The 12165-nt window shown below is 38.6% G+C and carries 7 protein-coding genes; 3 read left to right on the top strand and 4 right to left on the bottom strand.

Features of this window, described 5'->3' with window-relative positions; translation table 11 throughout:
* Positions 1-69: 69 nt before the first annotated feature.
* Positions 70-2652, bottom strand: a complete 2583-nt coding sequence (gene leuS, locus A1D26_RS07340) for a leucine--tRNA ligase (protein ID WP_157403403.1) — start codon at positions 2650-2652, stop codon at positions 70-72.
* A 270-nt stretch (positions 2653-2922) separates the two neighbouring features.
* On the opposite strand from leuS, the gene A1D26_RS07345 reads away from it, so the two are divergent.
* A complete protein-coding gene (locus A1D26_RS07345) occupies positions 2923-4134 on the top strand; it encodes an MFS transporter (RefSeq protein WP_157403404.1) in 1212 nt (403 codons plus the stop codon).
* A gap of 61 nt (positions 4135-4195) precedes the next feature.
* Here A1D26_RS07345 and htpG read toward each other — a convergent pair whose 3' ends face one another.
* Positions 4196-6079 carry a molecular chaperone HtpG gene (gene htpG / locus A1D26_RS07350; RefSeq protein ID WP_157403405.1) on the bottom strand — a complete coding sequence of 628 codons (1884 nt, stop codon included), beginning with the start codon at positions 6077-6079 and terminating at the stop codon, positions 4196-4198.
* A gap of 243 nt (positions 6080-6322) precedes the next feature.
* Here htpG and A1D26_RS07355 point away from each other — a divergent pair, with 243 nt between their 5' ends.
* On the top strand, positions 6323-6751 hold the full coding sequence (locus A1D26_RS07355) for an OmpA family protein (protein ID WP_157403406.1): 429 nt from the start codon (positions 6323-6325) through the stop codon (positions 6749-6751).
* 52 nt (positions 6752-6803) lie between these two features.
* Here A1D26_RS07355 and A1D26_RS07360 read toward each other — a convergent pair whose 3' ends face one another.
* Positions 6804-8492: an exo-alpha-sialidase gene (locus A1D26_RS07360; RefSeq protein ID WP_157403407.1), complete on the bottom strand. Its 1689-nt coding sequence runs from the start codon at positions 8490-8492 to the stop codon at positions 6804-6806.
* Between the two features lie 263 nt (positions 8493-8755).
* On the opposite strand from A1D26_RS07360, the gene A1D26_RS07365 reads away from it, so the two are divergent.
* Positions 8756-10204, top strand: coding sequence for a catalase (locus A1D26_RS07365; RefSeq protein WP_157403408.1), 1449 nt, complete (start codon positions 8756-8758; stop codon positions 10202-10204).
* Between the two features lie 161 nt (positions 10205-10365).
* Here the strand turns inward: A1D26_RS07365 and ycaO are convergent, their stop codons facing one another.
* Positions 10366-12129 carry a 30S ribosomal protein S12 methylthiotransferase accessory factor YcaO gene (gene ycaO / locus A1D26_RS07370; RefSeq protein ID WP_157403409.1) on the bottom strand — a complete coding sequence of 588 codons (1764 nt, stop codon included), beginning with the start codon at positions 12127-12129 and terminating at the stop codon, positions 10366-10368.
* Between the last annotated feature and the right edge of the window lie 36 nt (positions 12130-12165).

Below are 12165 nucleotides of genomic sequence, written 5' to 3' on the forward strand. Positions count from 1 at the left end.
AATAATGATTTTCTGAAAGTAAGCGGTAAGATATGGCAAAAAATTGACAAAATCTTACCGCTTGTATTTTTATTTCGCGACAAAACTTAACATTTTAAATGGAATATAAATGACTTTAACGACATTTAAACCATCTAAATGTTTTGTGACATTTTCATCACCAAGAGCCAAGACTTTGACTTCATCTTCTGTTGCATTTGCAGGTACAGTGACTTTACCACGAACTTTACCATTCACTTGAACAACCACTAATTTCTCATCTTCCACCATTGCTGTTTCATCAGCTTGAACCCAAGGAGCAAAATCAATACTGCTTTCATTACCGATTGCGTGCCAAAGTTCAAAACAGATATGTGGCGTAATTGGGTAAAGCATACGGATAACTGCACTTAATGCTTCCGCCATTACTGCTTTATCTTGAGTTTCATTTAATGGGGCTTTTGTTAATTTATTCATTAGCTCCATTATCGCTGCAATCGCGGTATTAAAGGTTTGACGGCGACCAATATCATCACTAACTTTGGCAATCGTTTTATGTACATCTCGGCGAAGAGCTTTTTGCTCACTAGATAATGCTGCAGGGTTTAATGGTTCTGTCGCTGGACTTTGTTGATATTCAAATACCAAGTTCCATAAACGTCCAAGGAAACGTTTTGCCCCTTCAACACCCGATTCTTGCCATTCAAGTGTCATTTCCGCAGGTGATGCAAACATCATAAATAAACGTACGGTATCCGCACCGTATTTATCCACCATTTCTTGTGGGTCAATACCGTTATTTTTTGATTTCGACATTTTGGTCATACCGCTATGGACTAATTCACGCCCTTCTTTATCAAAGGCTTTGAGAATACGACCTTTTTCATCTTTCTCTAAGGTTACTTCCGTTGGTGATACCCAAATACGCTCGTTAGTTGGTGATGTGTAGTAGAACGCATCAGCTAAAACCATTCCTTGACATAATAATTTTTCTGCTGGTTCATCGCTGACGACAAAACCCGCATCACGCAATAATTTGTGGAAGAAACGGAAGTAAAGCAAGTGCATTGTGGCGTGTTCAATACCACCGATATATTGATCCACTGGTAGCCAATAATTTGCTTCTTCGCTGTCTAACATTCCTTGCTGATATTGTGGTGATGTATAGCGTGCATAATACCAAGAAGACTCCATAAAGGTATCAAAGGTATCTGTTTCTTTGAAAGCTGGTTGTCCGTTATAGGTAGTTTTCGCCCATTCAGGATCCGCTTTAATTGGGCTTTTTACCCCGTCCATTACCACATCTTCAGGTAAAATAATTGGTAAATCTTGCATTGGAACTGGCACTACATCACCATTTTCAAGGGTTAGCATTGGGATTGGTGCTCCCCAATAGCGTTGGCGAGAAACGCCCCAATCACGCAAACGATAATTAACTTGACGTTTGCCTACGTTCAAACTTTCCAATTTATCTGCAATGCCATTAAATGCACCATCAAAATCTAAGCCATTAAATTCTGCTGAATTAATCAATTTACCGTGCTCAGTGAAAGCAGCTTGTGTAAAGTCCCAACTTGAATCATCAAGCGGTGCGATTACCTGTTTAATTGGCAAATCGTATTTTTGAGCAAATTCAAAGTCGCGTTGGTCGTGTGCAGGTACAGACATTACCGCCCCTGTTCCGTAGTGCATTAACACAAAGTTAGCCACCCACACAGGCACTTCTTCACCCGTTAATGGGTGAATAGCAAATAGCCCTGTTGCCATTCCTTTTTTCTCCATTGTGGCAAGCTCAGCTTCTGCCACTTTGGTATTTTTTGCTTCTTGAATAAATTGTGCAAGTTCAGGATTATTTTCTGCCGCTAAAGTCGCTAATGGGTGAGCTGCTGCCACAGCAACATAACTTACGCCATAGAATGTATCAGGACGAGTTGTATAAACCGCTAATTTTTCAGCGGTGTCTTTAATATCAAAGGTAATTTCAACCCCTTCAGAACGCCCGATCCAGTTACGTTGCATTGTTTTTACTTGATCAGGCCACTGTGGTAAGCCATCTAAGCCATTGATAAGCTGTTCTGCATAGTCGGTAATTTTAATGAACCATTGTGGAATTTCACGTTGTTCCACTGGGGTATCACAACGCCAGCAACAACCTTCGTGAACTTGCTCATTCGCTAATACGGTTTCATCGTTCGGACACCAGTTTACCGTTGATGTTTTACGGTAGATTAAGCCTTTTTTATACAACTCCGTAAAGAACCACTGTTCCCATTTATAGTATTCAGGTTTACAGGTAGTGACTTCACGATCCCAATCAAAACCAAAGCCCAAAATCTTGAGCTGATTTTTCATATATTCGATATTTTCGTAAGTCCATTTCGCTGGTGCGGTTTTATTTTTAACCGCAGCCCCTTCCGCAGGTAAGCCAAAAGCGTCCCAACCCATAGGTTGCAAAACATTTTTACCATTCATTCGTTGGTAGCGAGAAACCACATCGCCAATGGTATAGTTACGAACGTGCCCCATATGTAAACGCCCTGAAGGATAAGGGAACATTGAAAGACAGTAGTATTTTGGCTTGCTTGTATCTTTAATTGCTTTGAAAACTTTATTTTCCGCCCAGTATTGTTGAACTTTAGGCTCAATCGCACTCGGATTATACTGTTGTTGCATAATTTATAACCTATAAAATTGAATCAAAAAAATTGCTGTATAGGATAGCTCAAATTCAACTTTTTTTATAGTTGCTTTTATACAGAAAAATGCGGATTAAAACATATAAGCGGTGATTTTTTATCAAAAAAATGCAAGTAAAATGACTGTTTATCTCGAGGAAATAAAGAGAAAGATTGAGATATAAGAAGATAAATTATAAACTGCGATGCCTTTTCGGCATTATATAAACTTTTAATCGCTACCCGTGAGTAGCAAAAGGAATACATAATGAATCATAAAGTTAATCAGTATGGCTGGAAAGCCTTACTAGGCTCTGCTGTCGGCTATGCAATGGACGGCTTCGATCTTCTTATTCTTGGTTTTATGCTAACTGCAATTTCTGCAGATCTTGCATTATCTCCTTCACAAGCTGGCTCTTTAGTTACTTGGACTCTTATTGGTGCAGTCGCTGGTGGTATCATCTTTGGTGCATTAAGCGATAAATATGGACGAGTTCGTGTTTTAACTTGGACGATAGTCCTTTTTGCAGTATTTACAGGACTATGTGCTTTTGCTCAAGGTTATTGGGATTTATTGATCTACCGTACGATCGCCGGTATCGGTTTAGGTGGTGAGTTTGGCATCGGTATGGCTTTGGCTGCAGAAGCTTGGCCAGCAAGACATCGTGCAAAAGCGGCTTCTTATGTTGCTCTCGGTTGGCAAGTAGGTGTACTAGCAGCTGCTTTATTAACTCCACTATTACTTCCTTACATTGGTTGGCGTGGAATGTTTATTTTGGGTATATTCCCAGCGTTCGTAGCTTGGTATTTAAGAGCAAAATTACACGAGCCTGAAGTGTTTACTCAAAAAACGGCAAATACACCTAAATCCTCTAAATTTGAATCATTTAAATTGCTCATAAAAGATAAAGCAACAGCAAAAGTTAGTGCAGGAATTGTAATTTTAACGTCTGTTCAAAACTTTGGTTATTATGGCATTATGATTTGGATGCCGAATTTCCTATCTAAACAATTAGGATTTAGTTTAACAAAATCGGGAATTTGGACATCAGTGACTATCTGCGGAATGATGTTAGGTATTTGGATTTTTGGGCAACTTGCCGATAGAATTGGTAGAAAACCAAGTTTTATTTTATTCCAATTAGGAGCAGTGGTAAGCATCATCACCTATTCACAACTTACAGATCCAACAACAATGCTAATTGCAGGTGCATTCTTAGGAATGTTTGTTAATGGAATGATGGGGGGATATGGTGCACTGATGGCAGAAGCCTATCCAACTCAAGCTAGAGCTACAGCTCAAAACGTACTATTTAACTTAGGACGTGCAGTCGGCGGTTTTGGCCCTGTAGTTGTAGGTGCAGTGGTATCTGCTTATTCCTTCCAACTGGCTATTGCGATGTTGGCTCTTATCTATGTAATTGATATTATTGCCACTATTTTCCTCATTCCTGAATTAAAAGGAAAAGAGTTAGAATAAAAGATAAGAATCAAAAAAATCCCAACAAGCGGTCAGTTTGTTGGGATTTTTTGCAATTATGTTAGTTCAACAACTTATTCATTCTCTTAATAAACGCAGTTGGGTTTTCTAATGTGCCACGTTCTGCAAGGAGTGCTTGTTCAAAGAGTAACTCAATCCATTCATTAAATTGATCTTCATCGGCAATATCTGCTACACGTTTTACCATTGCGTGATCTGGATTTAGCTCAAAGGTGTATTTAACTTCAGGTGCTTGTTGCCCCATTGCGGCAAAGAGTTTTGCCATTTGTGTCCCCATTTCGTCACTGTCCGTAGAAACAACCGCAGGCGTATCAGTTAAGCGGTGAGTTAATACCACTTTTTTGACACGTTCACCAAAATAATTTTGTGCTCGCTCTAAGAAAGATGAGAACTCTGCTTGTTGGGCTTTTTGGCTCTCTTCTTCCTGCTTATCGGCAAGGTCGCCTAAATCCAAATCTGATTTGGTAATGCTTTGTAATGGTTTACCGTCAAATTCGGTTAAATAGCTTAACATCCATTCATCAATACGGTCTGAAAGCAGTAACACTTCAATGCCTTTTTTGTTAAATAGTTCTAGATGCGGGCTATTTTTAGCAACTTGGTAGCTGTCTGCGGTGAGGAAGTAGATCGCCTTCTGACCTTCTTTCATTCTTGCAATATAATCCGCTAAACTCACCGCTTGTTCGCTACTATCACTATGGGTTGAGGCAAAACGTAATAGTCCTGCAACTTGTTCTTTGTTAGCAAAATCTTCACCCACACCTTCTTTTAGTACCAAGCCGAACTCTTTCCAAAATTGTTGATACTGTTCAGGATTATCTTTCGCTAGTTTTTCAAGCATCTGTAAGGTGCGTTTTGTTAAAGCTGTGCGTAATGCTGCGGTTGTTTTGTTATCTTGTAAAATTTCACGAGAAACGTTGAGCGGTAAGTCGTTTGAGTCGAGTAAGCCACGCATAAAACGCAAATAATTTGGCATAAAGACTTCCGCATCGTCCATAATAAATACACGTTGAACATAGAGTTTTAAACCGTGTTTTTGATCACGATTAAAGAGATCCCAAGGAGCTTTGCTTGGTACATAAAGTAAGCTGGTATATTCTTGTTTACCTTCCACTTTGTTGTGTGACCAAAGGAGCGGATCGGCAAAATCGTGGCTAATATGTTTATAAAACTCTTTGTATTCTTCGTCAGAAATTTCAGATTTTGAACGCGTCCAAAGTGCTTGAGCTTTATTGATTTTTTCCCATTTTGTACCGATTTCTTTGCCTTCATCATCAAATTCTTTGGTTTGGATTTCAACAGGTAAGCCGATATGATCGGAATATTTACTGATGATGTCACGCAAACGCCATTCACTTAAAAACTCTTTTTCGTCTTCACGCAAGTAGAGAATAACGTCAGTACCACGTTCGGATTTTTCAATATCTGCAACGGTATAATCGCCTTCGCCTTTTGACTCCCATAGCACGCCTTGAGAAGAGGCTAAACCTGCTGCACGAGTACGCACAGCCACTTTTTCTGCAACGATAAAGGCAGAGTAAAAACCTACCCCAAATTGCCCGATTAGTTGGCTATCTTTAGCTTGGTCACTACCTAGTGCATTTAAAAATTCTTTTGTGCCTGATTTTGCGATAGTACCAAGATGGTCGATCACTTGTTCACGACTCATACCAATACCGTTATCGCTGATCGTAATAGTGCCAAGTGTTTCATCAACACTGATACGCACGCGTAATTCCCCATTGCTTTCATATAAATCGGGGTTAGACAGTGCTTTAAAACGGAGTTTATCTGCTGCATCCGATGCATTAGAAATGAGCTCTCGTAAGAAAATTTCTTTGTTTGAGTAGAGCGAGTGAATCATCAACTGAAGTAATTGTTTAACTTCTGATTGAAAGCCTCGAGTTTCTTGATTTGTACTCATATTTTCCTCTTAGATTGTAAATTCAACAGTAAAATTCGGGAGCTAAATGGGGTGAAAAAATTAAGTTTCAAGGGGGAATGATATAGAAGGCCTTAATCTATATAAATTTGATAATTATTTAGCCATAATTTTACTTATGGTTAAACAATCTTTAAATTAAATAAAATTTCTTTACAAGATTGATTTTTAAAAATAAAATTGTATAGTAACTAAGCAATAATATCTTTTATTCGAGGAAAGAAAATGAAAAAATTGATTTTAGGTGCGAGTATCGCTTCAGCATTAATGCTAACCGGGTGTGTGGCAGGAACTACAATTTCATTGCCTTCAGATACTTACTTTGCTACAGATAGTGCAACAATAAAGCCTTCTGCTCAACATAGTATTAGAGAAGCTGCAGGTCGAATTCATCGTAATATCCTTACGATTAACCATATTATTGTGGAGGGCAATACAGATAATGTTGGTAACGCCTCTTATAATGTTCAGCTTTCTCAACGGAGAGCTCAAGCTGTTGCAAACGAATTATCTAGCTATGGTGTACCTAGCAGAATGATCAGTGTTCGTGGTAATGGTGAGGCTAAACCTGTTGCAAGTAATAGCACTCAGATTGGTAGAGCACAAAATAGACGAGTTGATATTATCGTGCAAGGTAGTATCCTATTACCTTAATTTATAATTAGGGGCTAATCTAATACAGCCCCTTATTTTCTTCATCTTTAAATTATTTCTCTAGTTTGCTCAATAATGTTTGTTTGATTGAGGTTAATGCGGAGAAACGAGAGTTTAACGCTTGTGATAAATGAGCAATCTCATTATAGCCAAGGTAAGTGGAGTTTGTTGGCTGAGTCACTTGATGAATTTGTTTCACACTACTCAAAAACAGTTGTTGTTCTATCAGCTCTTGGTCTTTTAATTGTTGAGCTTCATCATTTAGCTTATTAGTATTGTTTTTTAGATTATGCATTGCCTTGTTAAGAGCAATCGCTTGAATAATCGCATAATCATTGGCGTTTTGCATTTTTTCAATTAGTTGATTTTTCTGCCCCTGATTGAGATGGGGGAGTGCATTTATTTTGGCAACATCTGCATCCATTTCATTAGGCAACTCCCATTCTAATGCTTTGGCTTGGATAGTATCCATATAGTCGGATAAATTTTTGATGCGAATATCACCATCATCTTCAAATGCGACAAATAAATTCCCATCTTTGTAAGCAAGGGAAGAGTAGCCTGAACCATCGGCATTACCAAGTCCTGGTCTAATAATTCCGAGTTTAAATTTATGTTTGGGTTTTTTCGCATCTAGCATCCAGAGTGCAATGTTACCTCTTTTGTCATCGTCTTGATTGGTGATACCATCAGGTTTTGAAACTAATAATACTTTTCTTCCATTTGGTAATGTGACATAGATTGATGAACCTTGAGAGGGTTTTGCCAAAGTTTTACTGAATTTATCGACTGGATTGTAAGGTTGCCAACTTTTTCCAAGATCTTCACTGTAATATGCCCATCTCGCTTTGCTGTGATGATCTTCTCTGCCTGTCATTACTAACTTGCCCTCTTCCACCTCAAACACCATATTTTCCAAAGATGCATTATTGGGTGACAGTGCGTCATTGATTTCAGGCATATCCCAAGTTTTTCCGTTATCTTTGGAATACAGAATAGTCGTGGCAATTTTTCCATTTGAGTGTGCTGTTTGTATAGGAAACACTAGCGTACCATCTCGCATTACAATACCTGAGCCAACACCACCTAGAAAGGCAACGACGGAATGGTTATCTTTTTTTACCTTTGAAAAAATATGGTAATTATGTGTTTTACTGAATTCTGCGTTTTTTTTCCAATTCAAACCGCCATCGGTAGATTGATAGATGGTCGCAGACCATTGATTATTTTCAAAGTAATCATTCCCATATTTTGCCCAATTATGCGTTCCAGTACTCCAATTACCATGCAGAGCGTACAATGTGTCATCAATGGGATTATATAATATCGTGCTATCCATTGCTCTGCGGCGAGGATGATCACTGTGATTAACTGTCCAAGCGGTTCGTTTTATCCAAGAATATCCACCATCGCTCGAAATGGCAATTCCAGGGTCGATTCTGTCTTGATCGAAAGCACTATTCCATCTTAAATCAAACATAACGACGATTTTATTATCGTCAGTAATGGTCATTGCAGGGATGCGACTGTAATGCAAAGCTTTTGTTCCGCCCATTTCTCCATTTGGGCCAATACCCGGCCAAGGTTCGCCTACAACGTTCTCTGTAAATTTATTTTTACCTGCAATTTTTCTGATATTGGTTAGGTTTTCATTGAGATCGCTTTTCCAAAATGGTGTGTTTAAATGGGTGAATATAGCAATAAAAATGATGATTGGAATAAATAACTTAAGTGTTTTCATACATCAGTTTGTTAAATCGTGCGAGTCAAGAACTTATTCAAATGAAATTTATACGAATTATTATTTATTAAAACAGAAAATAGTAAAAATAGCTACGTACATATGAGGTATCCGAAATTGTTATTGATAATGATTATCAAAAGCTATTGATTTTTTGTTTTTGATAGTTATATTTTATCGAATTAATAGATTGAGAAATAAAAGGGGCTACGTATAATCCGCTTTGCAAATTATTTAACCCTATTTTTGAGGAGTACCTTATTATGTCAAAATGTCCTTTTGATCACGGATCAAAAACATTAACTAACGCAGCTGGTGCACCAGTTGTTGATAACGATAACACTATGTCTGCTGGTCCACGGGGTCCATTACTATTACAAGATGTTTGGTTTCAAGAAAAATTAGCACACTTTGCTCGTGAGCGTATTCCTGAGCGTGTTGTTCACGCTAAAGGTTCTGCGGCTTATGGTACATTTAAAGTGACTGCAGATATTACCAAATACACTAAAGCAGCAGTATTCAAACCAGGTGCAGAAACTGAAGTATTATTACGTTTCTCAACTGTAGCAGGTGAGCGTGGTGCAGCAGATGCAGAGCGTGATGTACGTGGTTTTTCATTAAAATTCTACACAGAACAAGGTAACTGGGACTTAGTGGGTAATAATACACCAGTATTCTTTATTCGTGATCCATTAAAATTCCCTGATTTCATTCACACACAAAAACGTAATCCACAAACTAACTTGCGTGATGCGGATGCGGCATGGGATTTCTGGTCACGTCACCCTGAGTCAATGCACCAAATTATGACATTGTTCTCAGATCGTGGTATTCCTGCAACATTACGTCATATGAACGGTTATGGTAGCCATACATATAGCTTTGTAAATGCTGCAAATGAGCGTTTCTGGGTTAAATTCCACTTCAAAACGCAACAAGGCCACAAATTCTTCACTAACGAGGAAGCAGCGAAAGTTGTGGGTGAAAACCGTGAATCAAGCCAACAAGATTTATATGAAGCAATCGAACGTGGTGAATTCCCTCGCTGGACTGTTCAAGTGCAAATTATGCCAGAAGCTGATGCTCACAAACATAACTATGCTTTTGACTTAACAAAAGTATGGCCACATGCAGATTACCCAGTTATTGAAGTTGGTGTGTTAGAGTTAAATCGTAACCCAGTGAACTACTTTGCAGAAGTAGAGCAAGCTGCATTTGCTCCATCTAACATCGTTCCTGGAATTGGTTTCTCTCCAGACCGTATGTTACAAGGTCGTTTGTTCTCTTATCAAGATGCACAACGTTACCGTTTAGGTGTAAACCATCACCAAATTCCTGTAAATGCACCAAAATGCCCATATCACACAACTCATCGTGATGGTGCAATGCGTGTAGATGCAAATGGTGGCAACAACCCTAACTATGCACCAAACCGTTTTGATACTTATGTTCCAACACACGATCAATTACCATTACAAATTGAACGTGAAGCGGCACACTTTGACTTCCGTGAGTATGATGAAGATTACTATTCACAACCAGCAGCACTTTACAACATCTTCACGGCTGAAGAGAAAGATCGCTTAGCAGGTAACTTTGCGGCAGGTTTATCAGGTGTAACCGTACCTGAAATTGTAGAAAGACAATTAGCTCACTTTGAAAAAGTTAGCACCGAATTAGCGAATGCAATTCGTCAAAAACTTGCAAAATAGTTTAGACATATTTTCTCCTTAGCGTGCATTCGCTATCCTTTAAAGCCCTACCTTATGGTAGGGTTTTTTTTATCTGAGATTCTCTTTATCGGGAATTAATAGGGAAGAGATTAAATCCTTTCTGAATAATCCAAGAATCTAATCTCTTTTAATGCGATGACCTAACGAGCGATAGGATTTACTTTCGCTTTTTGCAGTTTGCGGTAAGCATTTAGCAGTTTTTGGTGTGCTTTTAGGCTTTCAAGTGATTCATCGGCACCCTGTAAACCATTGAATGGATTACCGCCTTGTACTGCTGACCAAGCAAAATCAACCGCATCTTTGCCATACATTTTCTCAAATACATTGCGATATTGTTTAGGCTCACGACTTTTATCTAAGAACAGTTCAATACTGCTAATTAGGCAGCGGTAATAGTTATTACGTTCTGCACTGAATACGGTTGCATTCATATTTGCCGTCCAGTTAGCCCAATCAAGTGCTTCTTCTAAATTACCTAATGCAAGATGGAGCATTGATTTTAATTCACCAATACGCAAGGTTTGCATTGCAGAGCCTTTTTCTGCCACGATGCCTAAAAACTCACGCACACGAGTCATATCATCAATACTTTGTTCATCTAATTCATCGAGCAGTTCTTGATAAGTTTCTTTATCGTGGTGGAAATAAGGGAGATCAAGCAGAATTTCACGCCAATCCATTCCCATATTGTTATTGGCATAGATTAGGTCATCAGATGGATAAATATTTGACATACTTGGTGCAAGAATACGGCAGGCATATACACCTAAATGTTCGTAATCCATAATATAAACAGGTTGTTCATATTTGTTGAAGATTGCGATTAAGTTGCTAAATTCTTGTTCAGTTGTACCAGAGAAATCCCAATGTACGAAATCATAGTCCGCTTCAGATTTGAAAAGATCCCAAGAAATCAGACCGCTTGAGTCGATAAAGTGTGTTTCAAGATTTGCGTGATCGGCTACATCGTCATTGTTGAATGATGGCGGAGCGAAAACGTCTAAATCTTTTAAGCTACGTCCTTGTAATAATTCGGTAACGGTACGTTCAAATGCAACTTGGAAATTTGGGTGAGCACCGAAAGAGGCGAAACAAGTCCCGTTATTTGGATTGAGTAGAATGACACAAATTACAGGGAATTCACCGCCTAATGAGGCGTCATAGCAGAGAATCGGGAAACCCTCTTGCTCTAATTTTTCAATAGAGGCTTTGATAGTTGGATAGCCATCAATAACGCTTTGTGGAATTTCAGGTAAGCTAATCGCTTCAGTGATAATACGATTTTTTACAAAACGCTCAAAAACTTCAGATAAACCTTGAACTCGAGCTTCATTTTTGGTGTTACCCGCAGACATTCCATTTGAAACGAATAAGTTCGCAACAATACTTTGTGGAATATAAACGGTTTGATTGTCAGATTGGCGAGTGTACGGTAAAGCAACGATACCACGATCATAATTACCTGATTGTAAATCAACGAGAAGATCTGGCGTTAGATCACCGTTAGGATCGAAGTAATCCAGTAAGAAGTCATCTAAAATCCCTTCAGGTAATTGTTCTTCATCTTCAATCGGGAACCATTTTTCTGATGGATAATGCACAAATTCGCCATTCGCAATTTCTTGACCTAAATAGAAATCTGCCCAGAAGTAGTTAGTTGATAAACGCTCAAAGTATTCGCCTAAAGCAGATGCTAAAGCGGCTTTTTTACTTGCCCCTTTACCGTTTGAGAAACATTGAGGACAGTCTGCATCACGAATATGCACTGACCATACGTTTGGAACAGGATTTAACCAAGAGGCTTCTTCAATGTTAAAGCCTAAGGTTTTTAGTTTATGTTGAAAGTTTGCGATACTATCTTCAAGGGCGGCATCTTTACCCATAATAAAGGTTTGTTCAGTCATAATCTACCTAGCTACTATTATTTACTATTATTGAAA

The organism is Ursidibacter maritimus (assembly GCF_009761395.1).
In the GTDB taxonomy this organism is placed as follows: domain Bacteria; phylum Pseudomonadota; class Gammaproteobacteria; order Enterobacterales; family Pasteurellaceae; genus Ursidibacter; species Ursidibacter maritimus.

Excerpts from the sequence above, each read along its gene's own strand:
- leuS (WP_157403403.1), bottom strand. The coding sequence starts at position 2,652 with ATGCAACAACAGTATAATCCGAGTGCGATTGAGCCTAAAGTTCAACAA.
- A1D26_RS07345 (WP_157403404.1), top strand. The coding sequence starts at position 2,923 with ATGAATCATAAAGTTAATCAGTATGGCTGGAAAGCCTTACTAGGCTCT.
- htpG (WP_157403405.1), bottom strand. The coding sequence starts at position 6,079 with ATGAGTACAAATCAAGAAACTCGAGGCTTTCAATCAGAAGTTAAACAA.
- A1D26_RS07355 (WP_157403406.1), top strand. The coding sequence starts at position 6,323 with ATGAAAAAATTGATTTTAGGTGCGAGTATCGCTTCAGCATTAATGCTA.
- A1D26_RS07360 (WP_157403407.1), bottom strand. The coding sequence starts at position 8,492 with ATGAAAACACTTAAGTTATTTATTCCAATCATCATTTTTATTGCTATA.
- A1D26_RS07365 (WP_157403408.1), top strand. The coding sequence starts at position 8,756 with ATGTCAAAATGTCCTTTTGATCACGGATCAAAAACATTAACTAACGCA.
- ycaO (WP_157403409.1), bottom strand. The coding sequence starts at position 12,129 with ATGACTGAACAAACCTTTATTATGGGTAAAGATGCCGCCCTTGAAGAT.